The following is a 26238-nucleotide window of genomic DNA, read 5'->3' as shown; positions in this document are numbered from 1 at the left end:
AAGGGGCGCAAGCGCCTCATGCCCTGTGACGATATCTGCAAGATCCGGACCTCAGCGCCAGACAGATCCATCGTCAATCAGGTCCACCAGATGCCGGGACGGAACAGCTCATGTGTCCCGGAACTGCTGCATCAGCCGCGTCGCCGCTCCCGGCAAGGTGTCGCGATGCGGCAGGATAAAGCGCAGAACACCTTATGGGCGGATCCCGCCTCTCGTCCCTGTCTCGAATTGTTGATGGCGGCCCGTCTTGCGGGTCCGGGACGCATGAGGAAGAGAGCGATATGATACCCGCAGCAGCCGTATCGGCACAGATGTTCACGCGATTGGCTGGACAGTTTTCTGTGCAGATAGCGGCGCGCGAGGCAAAGCAGACATTCCTGGCCGAACTCATCTGCCGATCCCGAGGGTATGGATCCAGCCTCCTGGCAGTGCCGGAACCGGGCGGAAGAAATCCGGTGAAACTGCGGTGATGGCCGGCCTTACTCCTATTCCGCGCCCCATGGCTGCCGTAAACTAGGGAATAAACACAGATACCAGGAAGGCAGAATGCTTGCATGGTGCTGGTGCCGGGACCGGCTCGGGTTTGCCCCGCGTGTGCGCCATGCCAGGTTCGCCGGTCCACGCGAGGCGCCGACGATGGCGCGCTTTTGTAAATTCAGGGCGTATGGGGGAATGGTCACCATTGTCGTGAAAAGGCGCATGGTCGGTCGCGTGCTCAGCCTGTCTCAATGACGCCCCGTGCAAAGGTCTCGGCAATGGCCAGGACCGCAGCATGGATCGGGCCGGCGGTCAGGACGGGCAGCACCGAGGCATCGATCACTGCAAGATTGTCGATGCCGTTCAGCCTCAGATCGGGCGTGGTCACTGCCCCCGCATCGCGTCCCATGCGGCAGGTGCCGGACGGGTGGTGATGGGTGATCGCGGCCCGCGCGATAAAGGCATCCGGGTCCGGACAGAGCGGACCCGGCAGGATTTCATGATCGCGCCAGGCGTCGAGTTCGGGCCTGGCGCCGATCTCGCGGGCGGCTTTCAGCGCCTCGCGGAAAAGGCGGCGGTCATTGCCGGTTGAAAGATAGCGCGGCTCGATCACCAGCGGATCGGCGGGCGAGGGGCCGGTTATGCGGATCTCGCCCCGGCTGGTCGGATGTGTCACGCCGAACAGCAAGCTGTAAGCGGTGCCCGGCGCAGGGCGATCAAACATCTCGGAAGTGATCGGCGCCACGCCGCAACCGACCACGATCTCCGGCTGGCCGGTGGCGGTGAAACCTTCCGCCCGCATATAGGTCATGCTTTCGGAATGCTGGAGCCTTGAGGGCGCCACCATCCGCTTTGCCGCATAGAGATTGCCGGCGCCGAGAAGGTGGTCCATCAGGTTCTGCCCCAGCTCCGGCACTGCAAGATGGCAGGGGACCCCGGCAGCTGCCAGCACCTCTTCCCGCCCGATGCCGGAGCGCATCAGGAGGGCCGGGCTTTCCAGAGCGCCGGCAGAGAGGATGATCTGATCGGCCTCAATTCGACCCGAAGAGGTCTCCAGTCCCGTGACGCGTGATCCGCGCAAGCTGAGGCTGGTCACCAGCGTGCCGGTGAGGATCTTCAGGTTCACGCGCGCCCGCACTGCAGGCGTCAGCCAGGCCTCGGCTGTGGTAACGCGGCGGCCATGGCGGATCATCAGCGAATTGGCTGTGACCCCGATCATCTCGCCGGTATTATGGCCGTTCAGACGTTTCAGCCCCAGCCCGGCCCCGGCCTCGATAAAGGCGCGGGCGAGGGGAGAGACCTCGTCGCCGGGCAGCCAGACCGGCATCGGGCCGTCTTTGCCATGGATACCATCGCCGCCAAGCGTATGATCCTCGATGGCGAGAAACGCGGGCAAAAGACCCTCCCAGGACCAGCGGGGATCGCCGGTCGCCTCCTCCCAGATGGCGAAATCCTCGCGACAGCCCCGGAAATGGCCAAGCGCATGCAGCATTGACGAGCCGCCAAGCCCCCGCCCGCGCGCCCAGGAGAGCGAGCGCCCGGCAAGCCCCGGCTGCGGCGTGGTGCGGTAATCCCAGTCATAGTCGCGATGCTGGATCAGGGGCCACATCTGTGGATTGAGGATGTCGGGATCTGTCGGCTCGCCCCCGGCCTCGATCAGCACCACCTGCCGTGCGGGGTCTTCCGACAGCCGTGCCGCCAGCAGGGCGCCGGCAGAGCCGCCACCGACAATCGCAAGATCAAAGCGCATGGCTTATTTCTGGTCCCTATTTCTGGTCGGCGGGCTGCACGACGCCGTCAATGGTCATCGCCTCACCATCCAGCGAGACCGAGCAGTTCCTGAGCGGAATATCGAGATGGCAGGGCGTGTCGCGGTCGCCGCCGGCCTCGGTATTCGGGCCGGAAGACCACAGGAAATTGCCGGCAAAGCTGCGCGCATCCATGCCGAGCTGCGATTGCGGGTTGTAAAGGCCCAGCACCGTCCAATGTGCGCGGTTTTCCAGCCCCCAGCCGACATGTGCCATGGCATAGGCACGCGGGTCGTTGAAGCTTTCCATGAATTTGCGCATGAACTCCGCCTCAGTCCGGCCTTTGATATCGACGATCATGCCTTTCTCGATGGTCACGAAGACCTGTTCGCGGGCGTAATGTTTGAAGGGCAGGATGATGTCGCCCTCATCGATCACGATGGTGCCCTCGGCAGAACCCTCATCGGGCCAGCGGGCCGAGAAACAGGACGGCCAGTGATCCCAGCGGCCCGGCTCATCGGCGAGGCCATATTGCGTCAGCACCGGGTATTGCCCCAGCCTGCAGCGGAAATCGGTGCCCGCAGCGGAGGTCACATGCATTTCTTTCGCAGCACCGATTTTCTTTGCCGCCGCCAGCACGCGGAGCTTGTCTTCCGGGCGCGGGATCTGGCGCATCATGATCTCGGGCGGCTCCACCGCCAGCAGCATGCGGGTGCCGCCTTTCAGCACCTCTTCCTGCTCCTTTGAGAACAAGAGTTGCAGCGTGTCGATCACCAGGTCGGACGCTTTCAGGCAGGCGAGGGCGGCCGAGTTCAGCTCCAGCGCGGTCTTGCCGACATAGCCGGATTTATCCGGGGAAAGCGCCTTTTCGCCATTCATCACCGGCAGGTTCAGTTCCGTCACCACCGCGCCGAGATCCGAGGCCGCGAGCTTGGCGATATAGGCGATCTGGCGGTTCGAGTCGTCGCCGGTAAGAACCGTCACCTGCTCGCCGGGTTTCAGCTTGCACGCGGTCAGCACCTCTTTCCAGCCCCTGAGAAAATGCGCGTCACTGATGGCCATGGGGAGATCTTTCCTGATGGGGCGCTGTCAGAGCGCGGTCGTATGGGCGAGGGTGAAGAAGCTGCGGTTGAAATGCAGCAAAGGCGACGGCGCGGGTGCAAAGCGGATCGCCCGGACCTCACCGATAAAAATCGAATGGCTGCCTGTTTCGGTTGCGCTTGCGATCTCGCAGTCGAGATTGACCAGCGCGCCGTCCAGCGCCGGGGCGCCTGTGGCGAGGGTGGTCCAGCCATGCGGGGCGAATTTGTCCTCGCCGAGATCGCCCGTCTGGCCGGCGAAGCGCTGTGCCACCTCGCGCTGGTGATCGGCGAGGATATTGACGCAGAAACTGCCAGTGTCTGAAATGGCACGATGCGCCGCCCCGCCCCGGTTAACGCAAACCAGCATCGAAGGCGGGGTGACCGACATCGAACAGACGGCAGTGGCGGTGAGGCCGCGCCGGGCAGGGCCCTCGCCCGCGGTGATGATGTTCACAGTCGCCGCAAGGAGCCGCATTGCGGCGCGGAAATCATCTGTCAGCGGATCTGGCTCATGGGGCCGGGTTGGGCCATGGGTCATGGAAGCGCCTTTTGCATCTGTTCCAGCCAAAGCGCTGCAGAGGCCAGCCGGTGATCGGCCCCGCGCGCGCCGACCAGCTGCACGCCGATCGGCAGGCCCCCGGGGCCGGTGGCGCCGGGCAGGTTTATCAGCGGCACCTGCAAGACGCTCCAGAGCCGGTTGAAGATCGGATCACCCGTGGCGGTGCCTTCCGGCGCCTCGCCGGGCGCAGAGAGGGTGAGGGTCGCGTCGAACCGCGACAGCAGATCATCCATCCGGGCGCGAAGGGCGGGGAGCCGTTCCCGTGCGGCGCGGTAGCGCGGTTCCGTCACACGACCCTGGTCCTCCAGCATGGCGCGGGTGACGGGGGTGAGGTCTTGCCAGTGATCACGGATCTCGGGGGCGAGCGAGTTCGTCACTTCCCAGCCCATCACCGCCTCATGCAGGTCGAAGATACCGTCATACCAGTCCGGCGGATCGAGAAGGGTGACCTCGGCGCCGACCTGTTCCGCTTGGGCCTTCAGGCGTAAGACCGCCTCTGTGCTTGCCGGATCGGCCTTTTCAAGCCGCGTGCCAGGCAGCACCGCGAGGCGCGGGCGGGCAGGGGGGGTAAGGGTCGCGAGGGCCTTATACCCCGAAAGCACCGAGGCTGCATGGGCGGCGTCTTCAATGCCGCGCGCAAGGACCCCCAGCGTGTCGAGGCTGTGGCAGAGCACCTTGATCCCGACCGTATTGATCAGCCCGAAAGAGGGTTTCAGCGCAGTGACGCCGCAATAGCTCGCCGGTCGGATCACCGAGCCGGAAGTTTGCGTGCCAAAAGCCAGTGGCACATGGCCGGCGGCCACGGCAGCGCAGGACCCCGAGGAAGACCCGCCCGGCGTATGGGCCGGATTATGCGGGTTTCGGGTCTTGTTGGGGCTGGCCATGGCAAGCTCGGTCGAGACGGTTTTGCCGAGGATCAGCCCGTCGGCAGACCGGGCCAGCGAGACCGCCGCCGCATCCCAGGGTGGTCGGAAGCCGTCATAGATCTTTGTGCCGTAACCGGTGGGCATGTCTCTGGTGTCGATCACATCCTTGACGCCGACCGGCACCCCCGCAAGCAGGCCTTTCGCGCCGTGCCGGTCCAGCGCATCGGCGGCGGCCCGGGCCTGAGCGGGATCGAGATATTGCCAGGCCATGATCGGGCCATCGGTGGCGGCGATATGTTCCAGATGCGCCTCAAGCACCTGACGGGCGGTGAGATCGCCCGATGCAACCCGCGAAGCGGTTTCACGGGCGGAAAAGGCAAGGATGACCTCTGATTTCATCCCGCTCACCCGAAAATCGCCGGGCGGCGATTGGCCCAGGGCAGCGCGTATTCGATGTCGCGCGCCAGTTGCAGCAGCATCGTGTCATTGCCGAAACCGGCACCGATATGGATGCCGATGGGCAACCCGTCCGCGCTGGTGCCAAAGGGCACCGACATGGCGGGGCAGCCCGAGGCGTTGAAGACGGCGGTGAAGGGGGAATGGGACCAGAACTGGTCATAGAAGGCGTCGAGGCTCTGGCCGTGACCTGCGAGTTTGCCAATGGGCGGCGCGGGTTCAGACGCGGCCGGGGTCAGCACGGCGTCGAAACGCGAGAAGAAACGGCCAAGTGCGCGGGCGGTGGCATGAAGGGTCTGCACTGCCGCGAGGTAGGTGGTGGCGGAGAGCGACAGCGCCTCGCGCACCCATTCGCGATTAACCTCTTCCAGCTGTGCGAGGCGGGGCGAGTTGGGATCTCCACCGGTCACACCAAGCGCGACATTGGTGCCGACGACCTGGCGCCAGGCTGTCTTCAGCGCGGCCGCGTCATAGCCCATATCGGGGACCGGGATGATGGTATGGTTGCAGTCTTTCAGGAAACGTGCGGCCTCATTGGTGACGCGGGTCATCTCAGGATCGATGGTCTCGCCAAGTGGCGATTTGGTCACCACTGCAATCACCATATGGCCGGTCGGCTGGTCGAGCGCAGCCAGGTAGCCTGGTTTCGCGGGTGAGGCCCAGGGATCGCCGACATCGGCCCCGGCGGTGATGTCGAGCATCGCCGCGCTGTCGCGGACCGACCAGGTGACGGCGTGGGGTGTCGACATGCCGCCGATGGCTTCGGCGGCGATGGGACCGACCGGGTTCACGAGGCGCGAGGGTTTGAAACCGAAAAGCCCGCAATGGCTGGCGGGCAGGCGGGTTGATCCGGCGCCATCGGACGCGTTCGCGAGCGGCACCATGCCGGAGGCGACGGCAGCGGCGGACCCGCCCGATGATCCGCCTGCGGTGCGGGACAGATCCCAGGGGTTGCGGGTCGGGCCGAAGGCCTCGGGTTCCGAAGTGAAGGAAAGCGCAAATTCCGGTGTGTTGGATTTGCCGAGGATCACCATCCCGGCGGCCTTGTAGCGCGCGGTGATGGTGGAATCGCGCTGGCTGACCACGCCGCGCAACAGCTCCGAGCCAGAGGAGAGAAGCATCCCCTCCGATTCGAACCCGGTGTTCTTCAACAGCATCGGTACCCCGGCCAGCGGGCTGAAGGGCAGGAAGCCTCTGGCGGATGCATATTCAGCGACCTGACTGCGGGCGAGGTCGAAATGCTTGTGCACGACCGCATTCAGCTTTGGGTTCAGCCGCTCGATCCGTTCAATCGCGGCCTCCAGCACCTCGGAGGGGGTGATCTCGAAATCATCAAGCAGCTTTGTGGTGGCAATGCCGTCAAGTGTGGCGAGTTCCTGCATTGTCTCAGCCCATCTGCGCTTTGAAAAGGTCGAGATCCCAGAGGTCCCTGGTGACCGCGAACACCCCATCCCGGATTTCAAACAGATGCAGCCCGTCCAGCGCAATGGGGCGTTTGCTGCCATCCTTGCGGGTGAAGGTGCCGGTCATATGATAGGGCACCGCGACGTGATCCCCTGCGCGGATATAGCCCTGGCGGGACCAGGTGACATCGGGGAGCATGCGCCAGAAGCCTTCCAGCCCCTCGGCCAGCGCCTCGCGCCCCAGCCGTGATTTGCCCATGGCGATCTCGTCATGGCGGCCATCAGCCGCATAAAGCGCGGCAGCACCCTGCGCGTCGCGCGCGACATAGGCGGCGTAGAAACGGTTGATCAGGTCTTCATATTCCATGGCAGCACCCGGGCCAGAATCCGCAATGGCCCGCCCGAGACTGAACCGGGCGGGGAAGGCGGGGGTCATTCGATCCCGGCGATCTTCTTCACCTGGGCGACATAGGCATCGCGCTTGACTTCGTTATAGAGGCGGGCGCGCAGCGCCGGTGCCGGTGTCGCATTGACGTTCTCAAACAGCGCCACGCGGCCGGCCAGCGAGCCGGAGGTCATATCCCAGATGAAGTTCATCAGCTGTTCCTTGACCATGGCAGAGACACCATGGCCGGGCAGCAGCTCATGCAGGAAATGGCCTACATCGGGATTATCAAACGCGTTCTTGCCAAAGCGCATGACGAGACCCTGGCCGCACATCTCCTGCAGGATATGGATGATCTTGGGGTAGTTTTCGATGGAATAAAGCCGCCCTGCGGTCAGCATTCCGACATCGGGGCGCACGACGCCTCCTTCCAACTCCACCGCCAGCGCCTCGGCTGCGGTCACGAATGCCCGCAGGGTCTGGGCGTATTCGATCAGCTGCCCGAGCATCATCTGCACTGCCGGGATCTTGCCGGTGCCGAGATAGTCGAGCACCATCTGCCCTGCGCCGACGAAGAGCTCGGCCTTAACGGCGAGGCGGGTCAGCACATGCCAATGGGCGTAGACGCAGACCGGGCCATACCATGACATGCCGGTCGGGTCGCCAAGGTTGAAAAGACGCTCTTTCGGCACGAACACATTGTCGAAGACGATGAACTGGTCGGCTTCTTCGCCCAGGGATGACACCGGATGGTCGAATTTCGACGCCTCCGGCTGCGAGACCATCTCGCGCGAGATCATCTTGATCCCATCCGTGTCAATCGGGACGGACCCCCAGATACAGGCCTCAGGTGGCGTCTCCATCAGCCCGCCGAGATTGGTGAAGAAGATGTCATTGGCCTGGGCGGCGATCGAGCCCACGGTCTTGGCGCCGTAGATATAGACGCCGTCTTTCGTGACCTTTTTCACCTTGAGCATCGAGGCTTCGGACGCTTTCGGCGAGGAGCGGTCGGCCTGTGGCCCGGCAAGGCTTTCCGAGGCGGTCAGATTGTTGTTCTGACCATATTCCATATAGGATTCGATATTGGCGCCGAAATCGGGGTCGATGCCATCGATCATCGACTTCTTCTGCCGGAAGGTCGGGAGGTAAGCGTAAAGCCCGGCCACAATCGCCGGCGACAGATCCGGCGGGCGGCCAAAGGTGCCAGCGGTTTTCAGCGAGGTATATTCGATCATCCTGCGCCGCGCGGCGAGGTCTTCTTTCGAGCGCGGCACCTGCCAGGCGCGGGAAATCACGGCGCCGATCCTGTCGTCATAATAGGTGGTCGCGTCCTGGTATTCCGGGTCGAACTGATCGTCGAACATCGAGGCCAGCGTATCGATGCCTTTCGCCAGCGCCGGTTCGTCATAGACCGAGGCCAGCTTGCGACCGCCGACCCAGATCTGCCGGTTGTCTTTCAGCGAGTCCTTATATTCCGCACCGGTCTTCAGCCGATGCGGCCTGCCGTTGATCGTATCTGGTTTTCCCTGTGTCACGGGGGTGTTCTCCTGTTGGGATGACATGCCGCGCCCCTCGTGCCGGGGGCTGTGGCGAAAGCAGGTCAGGTCTTTTCGGCGGCGGATTTCTCATCGCGCATCTGGCGGATCACCTCGGTTGCCGACCGCATCGCATCGAGCGCCGCCGGCACGCCGCAATAGATCGCGGCCTGCAGGATCACTTCGATGATCTCGGCTTCCGTCACGCCATTGTTCAGCGCGCCGCGGACATGCAGCCTGACCTCATGCGGGCGGTTCAGCGCGATCAGCATTCCAAGGTTCAGAAAGGATCTGGTCTTGCGCTCCAGCCCCGGACGGGTCCAGATTTCTCCCCAGCACCATTCGGTCACGAGTTTCTGCAAGGGCGCGGTCAGCTCATCGGCATTGGCAAGGGAGGGCGCGACATAGGCGTCGCCCAGCACCTCACGGCGGACCTGCAGCCCTTTTTGAAACTGCTCACCCTCGAATTCGGGACGGGTCATGTCATTCTCCGCTGGGGATGGGGCGCGGGCCAAAACAGTCGGGTTGGACGGGCCTGCTGAACTGCGCTCAGGTTAGGCATGGCGTGCTTGACCTGTCAACAGATTGTATGACAGGATTACGGTCATACTGATAGACAAAACACCGCTGCCCGCAAATGAGGCAGCCGCAAAGAGGAGGCGGGGCCGCGATGCAGGATCAGCACTTACCTCCGGCCGAGGCGGCGGTTTTCGAGCTTTTTGCACTGCGATATGCCGAACATGCGGGCCGCCAGGCGGGCGAGAATTTCCTGGATGCCGCCGCTGTTTCCGCCGATCCGCATGAGGCGGGATCGAACCTGGATTACTTCATCTGGCTGGCGCGGCGCGGGCATGAGGTCGTCGTGATCGATACCGGATTCGGGCCGGATGCCGCACTCCGGCGGGGGCGGCAGCTGCACCGGACCGCGCGCGAGGCGCTGGCGCTGACAGGTATCGATTCGCATCAGGTGAAGACGGTGATCCTGACGCATCTGCATTACGATCACGCGGGCGGCTTTGGCGATTTCCCGGCCGCGACCTTCCATCTGCAAGAGGCCGAAGCGGCCTATGCCACCGGCCCCTGTATCTGTGATCCGGCCGCGCGGGGCGTGTTCGATGTGGAAAACATCGTCGATTACATCCGCAGCCTTTACGCAGGGCGCATCCGGTTTTATCGTGGTGATCACGATCTCGGCAATGGCATCACCCTGCACGAAATTCCGGGCCACAGCGCCGGGCTGCAGGCGGTGTCGGTCCCGACCGCGCGGGGGCGGGTGCTGATCGCCTCGGATGCGACGCATCTCTATGCCAATCTCGCGCGGCGCAATCCTTTCCCTATCCTCTGGGATGAGGCGCAGCTGCGCGTGGGGTTTGAGCGGCTGGCGACGCTCGCGCCCTCGATGGATCACATCATACCGGGCCATGATCCCCTGGTGATGCGGGTCTATCCCCCCGTGCCAGAGCTGCCCGAGGGCGTTGCAGTGCGCCTTGATGTGGCGCCGCTGATCCCCTTCGCGGAGCTTTGCGCATGAGCCGGGGTGTGCTGATCACCGGCGCGGCGTCAGGCCTTGGGCTGGGGCTGGCGAAGGCCTTTGCCGCTGCGGGCGACCGGGTGTTTCTGTCCGATGTTTCGCCTGTGGTTGCCGGGGCGGCGGCAGAGCTGGGGTCTGGCAGTCTCGTCACGGATCTGGCGCGTACCGGGGCAGCGGCGGACCTGGCCGCGCGGGCCGCAGATCATCTCGGCGGGGTAGATATCCTGATCAATAATGCCGTGATCCGACGGATGGCTGCGGTCGAGGATCTGCCCGATGCAGACTGGGACTGCGCGCTGGAGGTCAATCTTTCGGCACCCTTCCGGCTGATCAAAGCCTGCCTGCCGGGAATGAAGGCGAAGGGCTGGGGGCGGATCATCAATATGGGGTCGGTCTATAGCCTGATCGCGCTGGCGGGCCGGGCCGATTACGTCACCACGAAACATGCGATCACCGGGCTGACCCGGACTGTCGCCCTGGAGCTTGCAGAGACCCGGATCACCTGCAACGCGATCTGCCCCGGGCTGATGGCGACGGATTCGGCGCTGGCACGGATCAGGGCACTGGCCGAGGCGCGTGGTATCAGCACGGCGGAGGCGGAACGCGCGTTTCTCGCGACCCGCCAGCCGGGGGGTAAATTCATCCCGATGGAGACGGTGACGGCGCTGGCGGTCTTCCTGTGCGGTGAGGCGAGCGCGGGGATCAACGGGGCGGCGATCCCGGTGGATAATGGCTGGTCCTTTGCCTGAGGGGCGGGGCGGCAACAGGAGAGCGAGATGGCTGAGACGTGTTTTGCGGGCCTTGGATTTGTAGGTCTGGGCAATATGGGGCGGCCAATGGCCGCGAATATCATCGCCGCCGGTGCATCGCTGCTGGTGAATGACCGCGATGCAGGCGCGGTGGCTGCGCTGGTTGCGCAGGGCGCAGAGGATGCCGGTTCCCTGAAGGCACTTTGCGCCCGCGCAGAGACGGTCTTCCTCTCGCTCCCGACGCCCGAAGTGGTGCTGGCGGTCGGCCGCGAGATCGCTTCGCATCCCGGCATGGTCGCGCGGGTGGTTGATCTTTCCACCACTGGCCCCAAGGCCGAGATGGATCTGGCCGATGTGCTGGCGGCGTCCGGCATCGCGCTGATCGACAGCCCGGTTTCGGGCGGCGTGGCGGGCGCGAAGAAAGGGACGCTCGCGCTGATGGCCGCCGGGCCGTCGCCGCATTTCGAACGGGTCGAACCCCTGCTGCTGGCTTTGGGCAAGGTCATTCGCGTGGCCAATGAGCCCGGTAAGGCCCAGGTGATGAAGCTGATCAACAATATCTGCTCGGCCGCTTCGCTTGCGATCACCTCCGAGGCGATGGTGATGGGCGCCAGGGCGGGGCTCGATGCCGATGTGATGATCGAGGTGCTGAATGCGGGATCGGGGCGGACCTCGGCCAGTACGGACAAGATCCCGCGTTTCGTGCTGTCGCGCGGGTTTGATTTCGGTTTTGCGATTGCGCTGTCGCTGAAGGATATCCGGCTCGCGCTGGAGGAAGCGGAGCGCCTTGGCTGTCAGATGCTGGTGGGGAATGCGGTCAGGACGCTGTTTTCCATCACCAGAGCCCAGCTTGGCCCCGATGCCGATATGACCGAGATCATCCGCCCGCTGGAGGCCTGGGCCGGCACCGAGCTGCGCGGCAAGGCCGCCGGCTGATGTCCCTCAGCCGCCGGATCGCTGCCTTTGCCACTGATCCCGGCCCGCTGCCAGTTACGGTACGGGTGGCGGGACGGCGGGCTTTCCTGAACATGACCGGTTGCGCAATCGGCGGCGCGCGCGAGGGCGCGATTGACCGGCTGGCCGCGCTGCTGCCGGCATTTTCCGGCCCCACCACCGCCAGCCTGATCGGGCGGGAGGAGCGCGCCGATATGCTCTGGGCTGCGTATATCAACGCGGCGGCTGCGAATATTTTCGACTATGACGACACCCATATCCCGACCGTGATCCATCCTGCCGCGCCGGTCGGCCCGGCAGTGCTGGCGCTGGCGGAAACCCTGGCGGGGCAGGGGCGTCCGGTTTCGGGCAAGGCGCTGATCGGGGCCTTTGTGACGGGGATGGAGGTGACCTGTCGCCTCGGCCTTGCGCTGCATCCTGTGCATTACGCGCGTGGCTGGCATATCACATCGACCTGCGGGACCTTTGGGGCGGCGCTGGCTGCGGGGCAGATCCTCGGGCTGACCGGGGCGCAGATGGTCGATGCCATGGGGCACGCGCTGGCGCAGAATGCCGGCTCGGTGGAAACGCTGGGAACGATGTCGAAAAGCCTGTCGGTCGGCCAGGCGGCGCGGGCGGGGCTGATGGGGGCGCTGCTGGCGCAGCGGGGGTTTACCGGCCCGGAGGCGCCGCTGGAGGGCAGGCGGGGGTTTTTGGAGCTGCATTCAGATGCCCCCGATCTGACCGCTTTTGAAGATCTGGGCCAGCGGTGGGAGGTTTTGCACAACACGTTTAAACCCTATCCCTGTGGTGTGGTGCTGAACCCGGTGATCGAGACCTGTCTGGCGCTGCATCACGAGCTGAAAGCGGCGCAGATCACGCGTGTCATCCTGACCGGCCACCCGCTGCTCAGACAGCGCACCGATCGGCCCGGCGTGACTTCGGGGCGGCTCGCCCAGGTCTCGGCGCAACATGCGGTGGCGGTAAGCCTTATCCGCGGCGAGGCCGGGCTTTCAGCCTTTTCCGATGCGGCAGCCGCGGACCCGGTCTTGCGTGCCTTTGGCGCGAAGCTGGCCTTTTGTGATGATCCGGGCTTTTCACTGGAGACGGCGGAGGTCAGACTGGACCTTGCGGATGGCAGCAGTCTCACCCGCCGCGTCGATGCTGCGAAAGGCGGGCTTGAATATCCGTTGTCCGACGAAGATCTTGCCGCGAAACTCGCCGGTCAGATTCGCCATAACGGAGCCGTGCCGGATGCCGGCGCGCTGGTCGCTGCGCTGACCGGGATCGAAGAGACTGACAATGCCGCGGCCTTCCTCGCCATGACGCGCCCGCCGAAAGGAGCCTGAAATGACCAGAAAACCGATTGCCCCGCCGGTTATGACCCTGACCACCGGCCCGGTCGATGCCTATCCCGAGGTGCTGCGCGCGCTCTCGCGCCCGGTGCTTTATGATTACGATCCGGCGTTTCTGGACTTCTATGAAAGCGTCAATGCGAAGGTTCAGCGCGCCTTCCATACCGACACGCCGCCGGTGATCCTGCAGGGCGAGCCGGTGCTGGGGCTGGAGGCTGCCGCTGCCTCGGTCATCGCCAGGGGCGATGTGGTGCTGAACCTGGTCTCAGGGGTCTATGGCAAGGGCTTTGGCTATTGGGCGGCGCGCTATGCCGGTGAGGTGATCGAGCTGGAGGTGCCTTATAACGAGGCGTTGACGGCGGGGGCCGTGGCGGATGCCCTGGCGGCCAGGCCCGACGTGGCGGTGGTGTCACTGTGCCATCACGACACGCCGTCGGGCACGCTGAACCCGGTTGATGAGATCGGCGCGGTGGTGCGGGCGGGGGGCAAGATCTTTATCGTCGATTCGGTTTCGGCCTTTGGCGGCGTTAAGGTGCTGCCCGAAGATTGCGGCGCGGATATTTTCATCACCGGGCCGAATAAATGCCTCGGCTGCCCGCCGGGCCTGTCGCTTTTGCATGTGTCAGATCGCGGCTGGGCGAAGATCGCTGCCAATCCCGATGCACCGAAAGACTCGATCCTCTCGATTGCCGACTGGCGGCAGGCGCATCTGGCGGGGCAGGGCTTTCCCTTCACGCCGTCCGTCTCCGAGATCAACGCGCTGGATGCCGCGCTGAATGTCTATCTGGCCGAGGGCGAAGAGGCCGTCTGGGCCCGCCATGCGCTGACCGCGAAAGCCTGTCGCGCCGGGATTATCGCCGCCGGTATGCGGCTCTGGCCGGCGCGCGAAGAGATCGCCTCGCCAACCTGCACCGCCGTGGCCACGCCTGAGGGCGTCGATGAAGCGGCGCTGCGCGCGCTGATCCGGGCGCGTTACGGGGTGATGCTGTCTTCGGGGCGCGGCGAGACGCTGGGCCGGCTGACCCGGATCGGCCATATGGGGCCGACCGCGAAGCCGACCTATGCGCTGGTCGCGGTGGCCGCGATGGCCGGGGGGATGCGCGCGATGGGGGTCAAAGGCATCGACCCGGGCGCCGGAGTTGCGGCCGCGCTTTCGGTGATCGACGCCGCCGGAGAGACGGTCCTTTCACCAGGGGCGATTGTCGTATAGTAACATTGTCATATGGCCGCCAGTGCCCACTGCGCTGCTGCCCCGATCATGATGGTATGGAATGAACGGCAAAGCCCTTCCGCTGGAATTTCGTGTGACCAAGGCCGCCGCGCCGGTGCGCCATTCGGTAACCGAGAGCATCCGTAATTCGATCGCGCTTGGCTATTTCACCGCCGGGCAGCGTATCACCGAGCGCGACCTCTGCGAGATGACCGGCGTGTCCAGGACCGCCGTGCGTGAAGCCCTGCGCCAGCTGGAAAGCGAAGGCCTTGTTCAGGTCGTGCCGCATCGCGGGCCGATTGTGGCGGTCCTGACGCCGGAACAGGCCGAGGGCATCTACCAGGTCCGGATCGAACTGGAGGGGCTCGCCTGCGAGCTTTTCACCCGCAATGCGACCGATGCAGATATCGCCGCGCTGAAAGCCTCGTTCGAGGTCCTCAAGGGCATCGGCAATATGACCGACCCGCTGGAGCGGCTGACCGCGAAAAACGCCTTTTACGAGAGCCTTATTTTCGGAGCCCATAATGAGGCGCTTGGACATACCCTCTCTGCGCTGAACGCGCGGGTGATGGTCTTGCGCGCGACCTCTCTGGCGGCTCCCGGCCGCACCGCAGAAAGCCTGTTGGAACTGGCAGAGCTGGTCGACCATCTTGCGGCGCGACGCGGGAAAGAGGCGCGTAAACTCGCGGCGCGCCACGTGATGAATGCCGGCAAGGTTGCGATCGGGATCCTGAAGAAGCGCATCGCCGAGGAAGCCGCTGAGGGCTGAATGCCCATCAGCCCGCCCGGTCAGAGTCCGGGCGTCGCCCCACCATCGACATTGATCACGGTGCCGTGGACATAACTTGCCGCCGGGCTGCACAGAAAGCGCAGCACATTGGTGACCTCGTCCGGCTGGCCGTAAGTGGCAATGCCATGTTCGAGACGCATCTCTTCCTGCGCGGCAGCGAAACTGATGCCGCGTTCCGCCGCCCGGGTTTCGATCCGGCGGGCGAGACGGTCGGTGACGATATGGCCGGGGCAGAGCGTGTTGATGCGGATGCCCGAGCCCTGCGCCCGTTTCGAGATCGCCTTGGTGAAATTGATCAGCGCCGAATTGACCGATCCGCCGATGGTGAAATCGGGTTCGGGCGTATGGGCGCCGACGCCGGAAATATTGACGATCACGCCTTTTGAGACGGCCAGTGCCTCCCATGCGGCGCGGCAGAACCGGACGGTTGCGTGATATTTCAGCGCGAAGCCTTCGAGGAAATCTTCATCCGTCAGCGCGAGGAAATCGCCGCGTTTGGTGGCGCCGGCATTGTTGATCAGCGCGTCGATCCGGCCCAGCTGATCAAGCGTGGCCTGCACGACCTCGCCCGCTGCCTCGGGCCGTGAGAGGTCGGTCGCGGTGATGATCACCTGCGGCGCCCCGGCGGCACGTGCCTCGCGCGCCGTTTCCTCAAGCGCATTCGCGTCGCGCGCCGCGAGGGAGAGCGCGAATCCATCCCGGGCGAGGCCAATGGCGAAGGCTTTTCCGAGGCCGCGGCTTGCCCCGGTGACGATGGCGCTGCGCATGATATTCTCCTGTTTCTTCCGGCATGGCCGGATAAAATTCCGGCACTCGCCCCGGAAATATGATGAAATTTCAGCCATGTGACGGAAATTTCAGCCAGGCTGCGGGTGAAGGATTTTTTCACATTGTATTACGGTATGATAATGTTATCGTATTCTTGTGCTGTCAATCGGGGACCTGGTTTCTTATGCCGCCGCAGGGGAAGTTCCCTGAAGTCAGGCAGGCGGCAGAGGGGTTTTCCCGAACGATACCTGCCATGATGTCCCTCAAACGGAAGGGGTCTGATGTTCAGCTTTGCGGCGAGAGATGCAGGTTCGGGCGGTCATTCAGCCGCTTTGGCCGTGCAGCGGGTGGTGCCTTCCGCCGCCGCGCAATCCAGCGCGACCGGCGCAGGGGCCTCGCCCGCCCGCCGCTCCAGCGGGATCTCGGCGCGGGTGGGCCAGGCATTGCCCGCAAGACCGCACCAGACCCGTTGCACCGCCATTTCATCGCCAACATCATTCAGCCGAAACACCGTTCCGGTTGCAAGGTCATATCCAAACCTGAATTCCAGGGTCTCGCCCGGCGCCGCATGGCCCAGGTCTTCCGAGAACCAATGCGCAATCGCGGCACCACAGGCGAGGCCCGCATCTCCGGTATTGGTTATTGCGATTTCCACACTATGCTGCGCGGCAAATGCCGGTGCAGTCATCGCTCCGGCCAGACTGGTGACGAACGCCAGAGCAGGGGTCGTAACAGAGCGTATGCGGGTCAACTGCATCATAAGCCGTGTGTTCGGGTTTCAACTGACCGGATGGCATCCGGGCGGCGGCTGACTGTCAACTGTAAAACGACAACAAGGAAAGATGAGATGAAAAAGACGATTACCGGCAGTGTCAGCCGCGCAGTTCTTACACTCGCCCTTGTGGGCTGGGGGGCTGTTGCTTCCGCGGATGAGATTGATTCCATTGCAATTCTGGCGCCCGAGATGGGCACCGACATGGGCTGGAATCAGCAAGGCGTCGATGCGGCCAAAGCCGCGGCTGCTGCGGCGGGGATCGAGGTCATCGTGGCCGAAAACCTCGGCTATGGCGATGTGCGCCCTACGTTGCGTGAACTGGCCGAAGACGGTGCCGGTCTCCTGATCGGCCATGCTTCGGGCTATAACACCTCTGCGCCCGAGATCGGCGAAGAGCTGGGCGTGCCGGTGGCCATTGTCGATATGCCCGACAAGCTCTCGAAGGGCAAAGTTGCCGATTACACCGCGACCGGCTCGGATGGCGCCTATCTTGCGGGCCGTCTGGCCGCCAAGATGACCCGCACCGGCGTGGTCGGTATCGTGGTATCAGGTGAGCCGCCGTCCTGGAACAATATGTCCATCGCCTTCGCCGAAGGCGTCAAGGCCGAGAAGCCCGGGGTCGAGGTCCGCTATGCGGTGATCGGCCCGGCAGCATATGCCGATGCGGCAGGCGGCAAGCGCGTGACGGAAACCGTGATCGCCTCGGGCGCGGATATTATCTTCGGCCAGGGCAACGGATCGTCTTTCGGGATGCTCCAGGCCGTGGAAACCACACCCGCAACCGATGGCGGCAAAGCCTATTTCATCGACGTGATCGGCGACAAGACTTCGATCGACAAGGGTCATCTCTTGTCTTCCGTGGTCTGGGATCTGACCCCGGTCTATTCCGCGATGATCGCCGATCTGAAGGCGGGCACCTATGGCGAGAAGAACTATGACATCAAACTCTCGGATAACAGTCTGCGTCTTCTGAAGACCGCGAATATCCCCGATGATGTCTGGGCCGAGATCGAGGCGCTGAAAGGCGAGGTGATTTCCGGCGCGATCAGGGTCGAGGCCAAATATGACGCCGAAAGCGTGCATGCCCTGGTGAAAACTGTCGAGTAAGCTGCGACTGCAGGGGCGGGGTCGATCAGGCCCCGCCCGCCAGTGACATGCGCCCCGCAAGGCCGAAAGAGCTGCGGGTATTCCATAAGGACCACTCCATGCAGGCACCTGTCGGGGCGATGGCGGATGCGCCATCCGCAACCCCCGGCCCGGTTGTTGCGCTGAAAGGCGTGACGAAAAGATATCCGGGCGTGATCGCAAATAACAATGTCAGTGCCGGGATTTACGCGGGCGAGGTCCATGTTCTCCTGGGCGAAAACGGGGCAGGGAAATCGACCCTGGTGGGGATGCTTTCCGGGCTGCAACAGCCCGATGAGGGGCATATCGAGATCGGGGCGAAGCGCGTTACCGTGACCTCGCCGCGTCATGCATTGTCTTTGGGCATCGGCACGGTGTTTCAGCATTCGATGCTGGTGCCGTCGCTGTCGGTCGTCGATAATTTCACCCTTGGCGGCCGCTGGTGGAAACGCCCCGACCGCGAGGGCCAGGCGGCGCGCATCCTTGAGACCGCCGCGCGGCTTGGCCTCCGGGTCGATCCTTTCGCGCTGGTCGCGACGCTGTCGCTGGGCGAGCGCCAGCAGGTCGAGATCCTGCGCGCGCTGATGCGGGGGTCGCGCTGTCTGATCCTGGATGAGGCGACGGCAATGCTGACGCCGCAGGAGGCGGTCTCGCTGGGGGAACTCATGCGGCGCCTGGTGGGGGAGGGGCTGGCGATCATCTTCATCACCCATAAGCTCAACGAAGCGCTGGCTTATGGTGACCGGATTTCGGTGCTGCGCCTCGGCAAGAATGCGGGCGAGATCGGGCCGGAGGAATTGCGCGCCCATACCGATGCGGAAAACACGGCCCGGATCATCGCGCTGATGTTCGGCAGCGGCGCGGGGCAAAGCGAGGCGGCGGCACGCGAGCCGCGCGCCCTGGGGCCGGTGGTGCTGGAAGTCCGGGGCCTGACCGCGGGCTCTGGCCGTGTCCCGCTGCAGGACGCGACTTTCGCAGTGCATCAGGGCGAGATCCTCGGTTTTGCCGGCATCGATGGCAACGGCCAGAAGGAACTGGCCGAGGCGCTTTCGGGGCAGGTGCCGTCGGGGGGATCTGTGCGGCTGAACGGGCGCGAGATCGGCGCGCTGACTGTCGGCGGGCGCCGCGCGGCAGGGCTGCGCTATGTGACCGATGACCGGCTGGGCGAGGGCACGGTTGGCACTTTCCCGGTTTCGGTGAATTTCCTTCTGAAAGAGATCGGGTCTTCGCCTTTCTGGCAGAAAGGGGTCGAGAACCCGCAGGCGATCCGAGCCCAGGCCGAAGATCATGTGACGAAATTCGACATCCGCACCCCGGGGGTGCAGACCCCGGTCGGCAAGCTTTCGGGCGGCAATATCCAGAAAGTTCTTCTGGCGCGCGAACTGACCGGTGCGGCCGAGGCGGTGATCTTCGCCAAGCCGACCTATGGCCTTGACGTGCAGAATATCCGCGCGACCCGGGCCCGCATCCGCGAGGCGGCATCGGCGGGGAAGGCCGTGCTGCTGATCTCGACCGATCTGGATGAACTGCTGGAACTTGCCGACCGTATCGCGGTGATCGACCGGGGCCGGATCTGCGGCATAGTGGAGAACGGACCCGGCGCGCGCGACGCCATTGGCCGGCTGATGAGCGCGGGAGACAGCCTATGAGTGACACGAGTGTGACTGCGCCGCCGCGCGCGGGCCGCGACTGGCTCCGGATGCTGGCGCTTTTGATCGGGCCTTTGTTTGCGGCGCTGGCGCTTGGCGGGCTGATCCTGATTGCGATGAGGGTCAACCCACTGGATTATTACGCTTTCGTGGTCGAACGCTCGATCCTGAGGCCCTCGGGCCTCGAGGCGACGCTGACCCGAATGGGGCCGCTGCTTCTGATTGCGGCGAGCCTGATCGTGGCGTTTCGTGCCGGGATCTGGAACCTCGGCGGCGACGGGCAGTTTCTTTTGGCCGCCGTGCTGGTCGCTGCGCTGACGCCGCTGATCTATGCGGCCGGGATGCCGGTCTGGCTGGTGCTGGTGCTGGGTCTGGTGATCGGAGCGGTGCTGGGTGCGGTCTGGTCGGTCTTGCCTGCGATCCTCAAGGCGTATCAGGGCATCAATGAAATCATCACCACGCTGATGATGAGTTTTCTCGGCGTTTCCTTCGCCAATGTGCTGGTAAAGCTCGCATTCCTCGACCCCGCCACCACGACGCCGCAGACCAGGACACTGCCGGTCGAGGCACGGCTGCCGCGTCTTTTCGACACGACGGTTTCTTCGGGGCTGATCATCGGGCTCGTGGTGGTGATCCTTGTGCATCTGATGATGACGCGGACGGCATTCGGTATGCGGTTGCGGGTCGTGGGGGCGAACCCACGCGCGGCAATCCATGCCGGGCTGTCGGTGCCGAAGCTGACCATCGCGGTCTTTGCGATCTCGGCGGCCCTTGCGGGGCTGTCGGGTGCGGTCGATATTCTCGGCACTCAGGGCAATGTGCGCGCCGACTGGAACCCGGCCTATAGCCTGACCGTGGTGCCGCTGGTGTTTCTGGCGCGGCTGAACGGGTTCGGATCCATCGCCTATGTCTTCCTGTTTTCCGCCCTGACCATCGGTGGCGAAAGTGCCGCGCGCCGCCTCGGTGTTCCGAGCTTCTTCTCGCTTGTCATCGTGGCGCTGTTGCTGATCACCCTCGGCCTTGCCGAATATGCCGACAAGCGCCGCCGCGCGCGCGCCAGAGACTGAGGCCCCGATGTTCACGGAAACCTTCCTCATCACGCTCTTCCTTGGCGCCGTCATGGCGGGAATTCCGCTTTTGCTGGCGGGTCTGGGCGAGCAGCTTTCGGAAAAGGCGGGGGTGCTGAATATCGGCCTTGAGGGCATGATCCTCGCCGGGGCCTATGCCGGTTTCCTGACCGCCTGGGCAAGCGGCAGTTCCGCCCTCGGCTTTGTCGGAGGCGCGGGGGCGGGGGCGCTGGTGGCAAGCCTGATGGTGGTGTTCTGCGTCATCCTGGGGCTGAACCAGATCGTGATCGGCATCGCGCTGACGCTGCTGGTCCAGGGCCTCACGGCTTTGCTCCATTTCGTGCAATTCTCGAGATCCTATCCGAGGCTTGACGGGATGCAGAGTTGGCGCATCTCGGGCCTCGCCGATATCCCGATCCTCGGGCCGATGTTTTTCAATCATAATCCGGTGGTCTATCTTGCGGTGATCCTGGTGGCGATCTTTGCCTGGATCTACCGCATGACCCATCTCGGATCGGCCCTGCAGGCGGCGGGCGACAAGCCGGCCGCGCTGGATGCGGCTGGCGTCGATGTGATCCGCACCCGCGCCCTGGCGGTGCTGACCACCGGCGCGCTCGCCGGTCTTGGCGGCGCCTTCATGTCGGTCGCGGTGGCGGGTGTCTTCATCCCCTTTATGAGCCATGGTAACGGGTTCATCGCCATCGTGCTTGCGATGCTGGCGCGGGGCCGCCCGCTCTGGGTGCTGGGCGGCGCGCTTTTGTTTGGTGCAAGCCTTTCGATGACAACCGCGCTTCAGGTCGCGGGCGTCAATGTGCCGGTCGATGTGATCCAGATGCTGCCCTTCGCCATGGTCATGCTGGTTCTGCTGGTCGCCGGCCGCAAGGCGAGCCTGCCTGCAGCCCTTGGCGAAAGCTTCGAGCGGGGCTCCAGGTAAGACCGGGGTTAAAGCGCCGCCATATCGACCGAAAGCCCGAATTCCCGCGCCTCACCCGGGGCGAGGGTCAGGCTGTAGGGGCGTGCCGCCAGTTCTGGCCCGGCGCCGATCAGTCCAGGCAGGCCCTGCCAGGGTTCGACACACAGGAACCCGGCCTGCTGCGGGCGCCAGAGGACCAGGTTTTCCAGCCCCTGCCAGCGGATCACCAGACCCCGGTTGCCCGATCCGTAAAACAGTCCGTCCCCCGCGCCTTCGGCGAGGATGATCGAAGATGACGGGAAGAAGGTCTCGTCCCGGATCGCGAGCCGCCCGGCGTCAAATGGTGATGGGATCTGCCCGCCGGTCAGGAAATTCTCGCGCTGTTCCGCAGGCGCAGGTGCGGCACCGTTCAGGAGCCGCACCTCATGCGCGCCAGTCACACCCGGCAAGGGCAGGGCAAAGCCCGGGTGATAGCCAAAGCTGAAGGGCATCGGCCGGGTGCCGGTATTTTCAACCCGTGTCCGGCAGTCAAGCTGGTCAGCTTCCAGCCGGTAGATCTGTTCCAGCCGGAATGCGAAAGGATACAGGCGGCGGCTGGTTTCATCGGCCTCAAGCCTGAAAATGCAGCTGTCAGGAGTGGTTTCCACCAGCGTGAACCGGCTTGCCATCGCGAAGCCATGGATGGTCATCGGATAATCGACCCCGTCAACGCTGACGCGGTTGTCGATGGCCCGGCCACAGATCGGGAAGAGAAGCGGGCTCGACTGGCCCCAGAACGCCGGGTCGGCCAGCCACAGGACCTCGCGCGGGCCGTGTTTCAATGACCGCAACTCTGCCCCCATAACAGCGATTTCCGCCGTCAGAGATCCATTTTCAAGCCTGATCCTCTCAGTCATTCTGTATTCTCCCGATCAGCGGTCATGACCGCTTATGCCGCCTGCATTGGCGTATGTTCCAGCCGCCCTTTGTCACTTCGGCCAGCATCGCCGGCGCAAAATCACGGGGATGCATCGTCACCTTGCAGCCAATATCGGCCGCGCGGCGCGCATCGTCGTGACCGTCCCGGCACCAGCACACGATCAGAATGGCTGCGCCATGCAACTGCGCCTCGCAAAAGGATTTAACGCCACTGCAACGGATCATACCCTCCGCCCCGCTCCGGGCCAATACCGCACCCAATCGGCGGCTCAGCCCGATATCCGCGGCGCCGGGGGGGCAGCGCGCTATGCTGGTCGGGGAAGATGAGCGAGCGGGCCGCGTTCGCGAACTTCGCGAAAGGTGAACAGAGGCCTCAGTCCGCGCTGTCGGCGAAAGGCCTTGTAACGGTCGCGCGCCGGTCAGGTGACGGGCCGGGCCCCGGCGACAAAAGCCGCCCGCCCGCTCAGGCGGACCGCATCCCTTCCCGAAAGCAGCCTCAGTGAGGTTGGTCACGGCACAAAACCAAGGGGAGCGGCCGCGGCAATCGCCTTCATCACCTGAGTGGTACTGCCTCCACAGATCACATCTACCGGTAGCGCCTCCGCACCAAAGAACCCGCAGCACTCATTATGAGCGATACAAGGGTGGCACCGGCCCCGATCCAGACGTTGCCATTGGTCGTGATCAGATGCGTGTATTTAAACTCCTTGTTGCGCATTCCGCATCCGGCGGGTGGCGCATAGTAGAGACACCGACAGTTGCAGTGACAGACAGTGCGTGCCGATCAGCACCTTTGCCCCGTTAAGGAGCACAAGGCTGCCAATCGCATAAAACTTCTCGCAGAGATCGGTGCTTTCGGCGTATTTTCAGTGGAAACAGCCTTCGAGGATGCGCTGCCACCAAACTGCACGCCGTTGCCGATGCGGATGGACTCCCGGTCTGCCTCTTCCTGACTGCTGGTCAGGTCAGTGATTATACGGGGGCAGCTGCGCTCCCCGGTAGTTTGCCGCAGGCGGAATGGCTGCTCGGCGACAGGGGTTATGATGCCGACTGGCTCAGGGATGCACTGAAAAATAAGGGCATAAAGCCCTGCATTCCCGGCCGTAAGTCACGTGGCAAGCCGATCAGGGACGACACGCGCCGTAACCGCATCGAGGCCATGTTTCAGCAGGCTCAAAGATTGGCAATCGTCGGGAAAGCAGTCCACCGGACTGTTTTCTGATCGTCCTCATACGTTGCAACACGCTACGACAGATGTCCGAAGGTCTTCCTGTCCGCCATAGCTCTCGCCGCAACCGTCATCTTCCGGTTATGAACCGAGAACGAGGCCTGACCCTAGCGAACGCGGGACGGCCTTTGGCAGTTTTGTTACATAATTAGGCTTATGCGACAACCTATCACAAATAGGCTTCTGTCATGCAGAAACTGCAACCCTTGTTGCCTTACGCCTTCGGCGTTCTGATCGCCGGTATCCTCTATATCTTCCCCGATGCCAAGCCCATCGCCTGTGGTCTTGGCGCGGTGCTGCCCTTCTCGGTCGCCTCTGTCTAATGGGCGTCAGGCCTCCGGGCGTTGTGGTATCGATTGATACCTACAGTGCGACGATCGTATTCGATCCTCGCCGCCTGAAACAAACCTCTACATGGCGCAAGTTGCGCAATGAAATCTACCCGCCCGAAGTCTCGGATGCGGAGGTTTTTGACGTTCTTCTGGAACTGATCACAAGGGGGCCTGCCTGATGGCTGATCCCTTTTCGATTGCCTCTGGCGTCGTTGAGGTTCTTGGGGGCCTCAAGGGCCTTTTCGGTAAGAAGCCCAAGAACCCGACGCCTCGCGATAATCTCCTCTCTCAGCTACAAGGCATTGAGGAGGGCGCAGAAAAGTACGGTTACAACCGTCTTACTCTTCTGCAGCATGGTCAAACCGCCGGTACTGGCCTTGGTGCAAGTGGCCCTCCGCTTGCGTCCTTCGACATGCTCTCTGATGGCTTCCGGGAAATCGGAGACATTACCTCGGGTGACGCTGATCGTCGCCGCCAGCAAGAAAATCTCAAGCTTGATCTCGCAAAGCTTGAAATCGAGCGTCTCAAGGCCGGTAAGGCTGCGGACGCTGTTGGCGGCGTTTCACCACTTGGTAGAAACGCCTCTATGCAGGTGCAATCAAATGTTGCATCTGCTCCACCGCGCATTTCCAGCAATCCCGAAAGAACGTCGGTGCGCATTGCCGGAATTGATTCAATTCCGGATACCGGTTGGTCTGATGCGGAAGAGATCGAAAAGCGCGGCGGCGATGTTGCTTCGTGGGTTTATGGCCTCGGCGTCATAGGTGCTGATGCATGGAACACGTTTGCAACTCACGCTGAACGTCGGGCGCTTAAATCTGAGGCGGCGGGCGTTCCTCGTAAAACGTGGGGAGGTCTTGGTCGCGCTATTGGCGTTGCGGATAATGCATCCGACAATCCGCGCGAGTGGTCTGCTCATAGGCTGCGGCAAGAATTCGGTGCCGCGCCTGATGGTTACACTGATGATAACCGCCCCTTCTGGAAAGTCGGAAACGGCATTTCTACAACTCCCCCAAATAAACGAAAGGCGCCCTGATGGCACGTCAATCGACAACTCCCGTTACCTTCAATCGTACTGTCCGCCCGGATCAATCGGTTACTATGACCTCCGGCCGTGCCGGTAAGGTCGTTCCTGTCGGCTATATCCCGCTGCTTGCTGGTGACAGCTGCGGCGGTCAGGCCGGTATTGACCTCGAACTGCGTGAAATGCCGAAACCGCTCCTTAATGGCGTTACTGCCAACGTTCAGGCGTGGTTCGTGCCTAAGTCGGCTCACCCGCAATTCTCCGGAATGGACGAATTGCTTCACGCTCGTACCGGTGAACCGATCAAATCGCTCGGTGCTTCTGGCGTTCAACAGCGCACCCCGCCGGGGTTCTTTCAGACGATCAGCGGGGCAAATCTGACAGCGGCGATCAATTCCGAGTTGTTTAAAGCGCTCGGTATCCATGTTAATCCCAATACGCCAATCAATGGTGATCTGATTGACGCGTTCAATCTGATCTACAATTTCAGGCTCGCCGCGCATTCCTCCAAGCTTCCGCTCCGCAAGTATGCGGTCGAAAATATGACGGAAGCGACAAAGCTGCCTCCGGCCTTCTGGCCCTCTTCGCGCTTTTCTCGGGTCGTTCCCGACTATGAGCGCGCTCTTGTTGTCGGATCCTTCGACCTCGACGTTATCGCCGGGACAATCAATTTTTCCGGCAATATTCCCGTGGAAGCGAAAACCACGACGGTTGACCGGGCTTCGCAACGTATTAAGCAAGCGTCAACTGGTGCGGCACTTCCGGGTTCGTCGTCCAAGGCCCTTGGTTCAAATGAGGTTAGCGCCCCGGCTGCTCAAGGCAACCCGGGCAATCTTCATGCTGTTGGGGCTACGGCGCAGAACCTTTACCTTGACCCCGGCACGTCGCTTCATGCGCTCATTGCCGGTGTTCAGGGCAACTTCGCGGGTGACAGTATCTCTGTCACCCTTGCGGATATCGACAAGGCCCGCACCACCCAGGCATTTGCCAAGCTTCGTACGGCTTACGCTGGCAATGACAGTACGGGGATGCGTAACGACAATACAATCGTTGCGCACCTTATGCAGGGCCTTAACGTCCCTGACGAGGCGTTCTCGCGCCCGTGGCTGCTTGATAGCAAGCGCGTAGCGTTCGGCATGGCCGAACGGTTCGCCACTGACAGCGGCAATCTCGAAGCGTCTCTGACGCGGGGTCGCGCCTCGGCGGTGGTCGCTCTTAACGTCCCGAAACAGGACGTTTCGGGCGTCATTATTATCACTGTGGAGGTTCTTCCGGAGCGTATTGACGAGCGCATGTCCGACGAATGGATGTTGGCAACCTCTGTTGACCACCTTCCTAACCCGCTGCGCGATGTGCAGCG

At 63.3% G+C, this 26238-nt stretch carries 25 protein-coding genes and 1 pseudogene; 14 read left to right on the top strand and 12 right to left on the bottom strand.

Features of this window, described 5'->3' with window-relative positions; genetic code table 11:
* Positions 1-715 precede the first annotated feature (715 nt).
* The 8 genes from M3484_RS10570 to M3484_RS10535 form a co-directional block, all read right to left on the bottom strand.
* Positions 716-2227 carry a GMC family oxidoreductase gene (locus M3484_RS10570; protein ID WP_249496837.1) on the bottom strand — a complete coding sequence of 504 codons (1512 nt, stop codon included), beginning with the start codon at positions 2225-2227 and terminating at the stop codon, positions 716-718.
* Positions 2228-2243: 16 nt separating this feature from the next.
* Positions 2244-3287 carry a 2,5-dihydroxypyridine 5,6-dioxygenase NicX family protein gene (locus M3484_RS10565; RefSeq protein ID WP_249496836.1) on the bottom strand — a complete coding sequence of 348 codons (1044 nt, stop codon included), beginning with the start codon at positions 3285-3287 and terminating at the stop codon, positions 2244-2246.
* Between the two features lie 27 nt (positions 3288-3314).
* On the bottom strand, positions 3315-3845 hold the full coding sequence (locus M3484_RS10560; RefSeq protein ID WP_249496835.1) for a flavin reductase family protein: 531 nt from the start codon (positions 3843-3845) through the stop codon (positions 3315-3317).
* Positions 3842-5131, bottom strand: a complete 1290-nt coding sequence (locus tag M3484_RS10555; RefSeq protein WP_249496834.1) for an amidase — start codon at positions 5129-5131, stop codon at positions 3842-3844. Before M3484_RS10555 ends, M3484_RS10560 begins: the two co-directional genes overlap by 4 nt.
* Before the next feature lie 5 nt (positions 5132-5136).
* Positions 5137-6570 carry an amidase gene (locus tag M3484_RS10550; RefSeq protein ID WP_249496833.1) on the bottom strand — a complete coding sequence of 478 codons (1434 nt, stop codon included), beginning with the start codon at positions 6568-6570 and terminating at the stop codon, positions 5137-5139.
* 4 nt (positions 6571-6574) lie between these two features.
* On the bottom strand, positions 6575-6958 hold the full coding sequence (locus M3484_RS10545; RefSeq protein WP_249496832.1) for a nuclear transport factor 2 family protein: 384 nt from the start codon (positions 6956-6958) through the stop codon (positions 6575-6577).
* A 65-nt stretch (positions 6959-7023) separates the two neighbouring features.
* Positions 7024-8511, bottom strand: a complete 1488-nt coding sequence (locus M3484_RS10540) for a 4-hydroxyphenylacetate 3-hydroxylase N-terminal domain-containing protein (protein ID WP_249496831.1) — start codon at positions 8509-8511, stop codon at positions 7024-7026.
* Between the two features lie 65 nt (positions 8512-8576).
* Positions 8577-8993: a carboxymuconolactone decarboxylase family protein gene (locus M3484_RS10535; RefSeq protein WP_092902376.1), complete on the bottom strand. Its 417-nt coding sequence runs from the start codon at positions 8991-8993 to the stop codon at positions 8577-8579.
* Between the two features lie 188 nt (positions 8994-9181).
* On the opposite strand from M3484_RS10535, the gene M3484_RS10530 reads away from it, so the two are divergent.
* From M3484_RS10530 to M3484_RS10505, 6 genes are all read left to right on the top strand, one after another.
* Complete coding sequence (locus tag M3484_RS10530; RefSeq protein ID WP_249496830.1) at positions 9182-10042, top strand: N-acyl homoserine lactonase family protein; 861 nt, start codon at positions 9182-9184, stop codon at positions 10040-10042.
* Positions 10039-10791, top strand: coding sequence for an SDR family oxidoreductase (locus tag M3484_RS10525; protein ID WP_249496829.1), 753 nt, complete (start codon positions 10039-10041; stop codon positions 10789-10791). The genes M3484_RS10530 and M3484_RS10525 overlap by 4 nt, the downstream gene beginning before the upstream one ends.
* 27 nt (positions 10792-10818) lie before the next feature.
* On the top strand, positions 10819-11727 hold the full coding sequence (locus tag M3484_RS10520) for an NAD(P)-dependent oxidoreductase (protein WP_249496828.1): 909 nt from the start codon (positions 10819-10821) through the stop codon (positions 11725-11727).
* Positions 11727-13073 carry an MmgE/PrpD family protein gene (locus M3484_RS10515; RefSeq protein WP_249496827.1) on the top strand — a complete coding sequence of 449 codons (1347 nt, stop codon included), beginning with the start codon at positions 11727-11729 and terminating at the stop codon, positions 13071-13073. Before M3484_RS10520 ends, M3484_RS10515 begins: the two co-directional genes overlap by 1 nt.
* A gap of 1 nt (position 13074) precedes the next feature.
* On the top strand, positions 13075-14289 hold the full coding sequence (gene ppaT, locus M3484_RS10510; protein ID WP_249496826.1) for a pyridoxamine--pyruvate transaminase: 1215 nt from the start codon (positions 13075-13077) through the stop codon (positions 14287-14289).
* A 61-nt stretch (positions 14290-14350) separates the two neighbouring features.
* Positions 14351-15058 (top strand): GntR family transcriptional regulator, encoded by a 708-nt coding sequence (locus M3484_RS10505; RefSeq protein ID WP_249496825.1) that lies wholly within the window; start codon positions 14351-14353, stop codon positions 15056-15058.
* Between the two features lie 20 nt (positions 15059-15078).
* Here M3484_RS10505 and M3484_RS10500 read toward each other — a convergent pair whose 3' ends face one another.
* Together M3484_RS10500 and M3484_RS10495 are read right to left on the bottom strand one after the other, a co-directional pair.
* Complete coding sequence (locus M3484_RS10500) at positions 15079-15846, bottom strand: SDR family oxidoreductase (protein ID WP_249496824.1); 768 nt, start codon at positions 15844-15846, stop codon at positions 15079-15081.
* A gap of 320 nt (positions 15847-16166) precedes the next feature.
* Positions 16167-16535 carry a hypothetical protein gene (locus M3484_RS10495; protein ID WP_249496823.1) on the bottom strand — a complete coding sequence of 123 codons (369 nt, stop codon included), beginning with the start codon at positions 16533-16535 and terminating at the stop codon, positions 16167-16169.
* A gap of 159 nt (positions 16536-16694) precedes the next feature.
* On the opposite strand from M3484_RS10495, the gene M3484_RS10490 reads away from it, so the two are divergent.
* The 4 genes from M3484_RS10490 (at position 16695) to M3484_RS10475 (ending at position 21397) form a co-directional block, all read left to right on the top strand.
* Positions 16695-17729: a putative B6 ABC transporter substrate-binding protein gene (locus tag M3484_RS10490; RefSeq protein WP_249496822.1), complete on the top strand. Its 1035-nt coding sequence runs from the start codon at positions 16695-16697 to the stop codon at positions 17727-17729.
* Between the two features lie 98 nt (positions 17730-17827).
* Complete coding sequence (locus tag M3484_RS10485) at positions 17828-19396, top strand: putative B6 ABC transporter ATP-binding protein (RefSeq protein WP_249496821.1); 1569 nt, start codon at positions 17828-17830, stop codon at positions 19394-19396.
* Positions 19393-20463, top strand: a complete 1071-nt coding sequence (locus M3484_RS10480) for a putative B6 ABC transporter permease subunit 2 (protein ID WP_249496820.1) — start codon at positions 19393-19395, stop codon at positions 20461-20463. The genes M3484_RS10485 and M3484_RS10480 overlap by 4 nt, the downstream gene beginning before the upstream one ends.
* Before the next feature lie 7 nt (positions 20464-20470).
* Complete coding sequence (locus tag M3484_RS10475; protein ID WP_249496819.1) at positions 20471-21397, top strand: putative B6 ABC transporter permease subunit 1; 927 nt, start codon at positions 20471-20473, stop codon at positions 21395-21397.
* Between the two features lie 8 nt (positions 21398-21405).
* Here M3484_RS10475 and M3484_RS10470 read toward each other — a convergent pair whose 3' ends face one another.
* A complete protein-coding gene (locus tag M3484_RS10470; RefSeq protein ID WP_249496818.1) occupies positions 21406-22272 on the bottom strand; it encodes an aldose epimerase family protein in 867 nt (288 codons plus the stop codon).
* 22 nt (positions 22273-22294) lie between these two features.
* A complete protein-coding gene (locus M3484_RS10465; RefSeq protein WP_249496817.1) occupies positions 22295-22519 on the bottom strand; it encodes a hypothetical protein in 225 nt (74 codons plus the stop codon).
* A gap of 658 nt (positions 22520-23177) precedes the next feature.
* Here M3484_RS10465 and M3484_RS10460 point away from each other — a divergent pair.
* The 4 genes and pseudogenes from M3484_RS10460 to M3484_RS10450 all read left to right on the top strand — a co-directional run.
* Positions 23178-23609: pseudogene (locus M3484_RS10460) on the top strand (transposase); the annotation flags it as partial.
* A gap of 101 nt (positions 23610-23710) precedes the next feature.
* The gene (locus tag M3484_RS23640; protein ID WP_283258394.1) at positions 23711-23845 is read left to right on the top strand and encodes a hypothetical protein; all 135 of its coding nucleotides are present in this window, start codon (positions 23711-23713) and stop codon (positions 23843-23845) included.
* A gap of 187 nt (positions 23846-24032) precedes the next feature.
* Positions 24033-24890, top strand: a complete 858-nt coding sequence (locus tag M3484_RS10455) for a hypothetical protein (protein WP_249496816.1) — start codon at positions 24033-24035, stop codon at positions 24888-24890.
* Positions 24890-26238 (top strand): hypothetical protein (locus M3484_RS10450; protein WP_249496815.1); only part of this gene is annotated, 1349 nt, incomplete at its 3' end. The genes M3484_RS10455 and M3484_RS10450, both read left to right, overlap by 1 nt.

It is taken from the genome of Pseudomonas sp. GX19020, assembly GCF_023371075.1.
In the GTDB taxonomy this organism is placed as follows: domain Bacteria; phylum Pseudomonadota; class Alphaproteobacteria; order Rhodobacterales; family Rhodobacteraceae; genus Pseudogemmobacter.
Note: the sequence above shows the minus strand (reverse complement) of the source record. Positions and strands in the feature narration are given on the sequence as shown.

Excerpts from the sequence above, each read along its gene's own strand:
- M3484_RS10455 (WP_249496816.1), top strand. The coding sequence starts at position 24,033 with ATGGCTGATCCCTTTTCGATTGCCTCTGGCGTCGTTGAGGTTCTTGGG.
- M3484_RS10490 (WP_249496822.1), top strand. The coding sequence starts at position 16,695 with ATGAAAAAGACGATTACCGGCAGTGTCAGCCGCGCAGTTCTTACACTC.
- M3484_RS10555 (WP_249496834.1), bottom strand. The coding sequence starts at position 5,131 with ATGAAATCAGAGGTCATCCTTGCCTTTTCCGCCCGTGAAACCGCTTCG.
- M3484_RS10475 (WP_249496819.1), top strand. The coding sequence starts at position 20,471 with ATGTTCACGGAAACCTTCCTCATCACGCTCTTCCTTGGCGCCGTCATG.
- M3484_RS10525 (WP_249496829.1), top strand. The coding sequence starts at position 10,039 with ATGAGCCGGGGTGTGCTGATCACCGGCGCGGCGTCAGGCCTTGGGCTG.
- M3484_RS10520 (WP_249496828.1), top strand. The coding sequence starts at position 10,819 with ATGGCTGAGACGTGTTTTGCGGGCCTTGGATTTGTAGGTCTGGGCAAT.
- M3484_RS10535 (WP_092902376.1), bottom strand. The coding sequence starts at position 8,993 with ATGACCCGTCCCGAATTCGAGGGTGAGCAGTTTCAAAAAGGGCTGCAG.
- M3484_RS10480 (WP_249496820.1), top strand. The coding sequence starts at position 19,393 with ATGAGTGACACGAGTGTGACTGCGCCGCCGCGCGCGGGCCGCGACTGG.
- M3484_RS10485 (WP_249496821.1), top strand. The coding sequence starts at position 17,828 with ATGCAGGCACCTGTCGGGGCGATGGCGGATGCGCCATCCGCAACCCCC.
- M3484_RS10530 (WP_249496830.1), top strand. The coding sequence starts at position 9,182 with ATGCAGGATCAGCACTTACCTCCGGCCGAGGCGGCGGTTTTCGAGCTT.
- M3484_RS10570 (WP_249496837.1), bottom strand. The coding sequence starts at position 2,227 with ATGCGCTTTGATCTTGCGATTGTCGGTGGCGGCTCTGCCGGCGCCCTG.
- M3484_RS10470 (WP_249496818.1), bottom strand. The coding sequence starts at position 22,272 with ATGACTGAGAGGATCAGGCTTGAAAATGGATCTCTGACGGCGGAAATC.
- M3484_RS10495 (WP_249496823.1), bottom strand. The coding sequence starts at position 16,535 with ATGACTGCACCGGCATTTGCCGCGCAGCATAGTGTGGAAATCGCAATA.
- M3484_RS10560 (WP_249496835.1), bottom strand. The coding sequence starts at position 3,845 with ATGACCCATGGCCCAACCCGGCCCCATGAGCCAGATCCGCTGACAGAT.
- ppaT (WP_249496826.1), top strand. The coding sequence starts at position 13,075 with ATGACCAGAAAACCGATTGCCCCGCCGGTTATGACCCTGACCACCGGC.
- M3484_RS10550 (WP_249496833.1), bottom strand. The coding sequence starts at position 6,570 with ATGCAGGAACTCGCCACACTTGACGGCATTGCCACCACAAAGCTGCTT.
- M3484_RS10500 (WP_249496824.1), bottom strand. The coding sequence starts at position 15,846 with ATGCGCAGCGCCATCGTCACCGGGGCAAGCCGCGGCCTCGGAAAAGCC.
- M3484_RS10565 (WP_249496836.1), bottom strand. The coding sequence starts at position 3,287 with ATGGCCATCAGTGACGCGCATTTTCTCAGGGGCTGGAAAGAGGTGCTG.
- M3484_RS23640 (WP_283258394.1), top strand. The coding sequence starts at position 23,711 with ATGCAGAAACTGCAACCCTTGTTGCCTTACGCCTTCGGCGTTCTGATC.
- M3484_RS10505 (WP_249496825.1), top strand. The coding sequence starts at position 14,351 with ATGAACGGCAAAGCCCTTCCGCTGGAATTTCGTGTGACCAAGGCCGCC.
- M3484_RS10515 (WP_249496827.1), top strand. The coding sequence starts at position 11,727 with ATGTCCCTCAGCCGCCGGATCGCTGCCTTTGCCACTGATCCCGGCCCG.
- M3484_RS10465 (WP_249496817.1), bottom strand. The coding sequence starts at position 22,519 with ATGATCCGTTGCAGTGGCGTTAAATCCTTTTGCGAGGCGCAGTTGCAT.
- M3484_RS10545 (WP_249496832.1), bottom strand. The coding sequence starts at position 6,958 with ATGGAATATGAAGACCTGATCAACCGTTTCTACGCCGCCTATGTCGCG.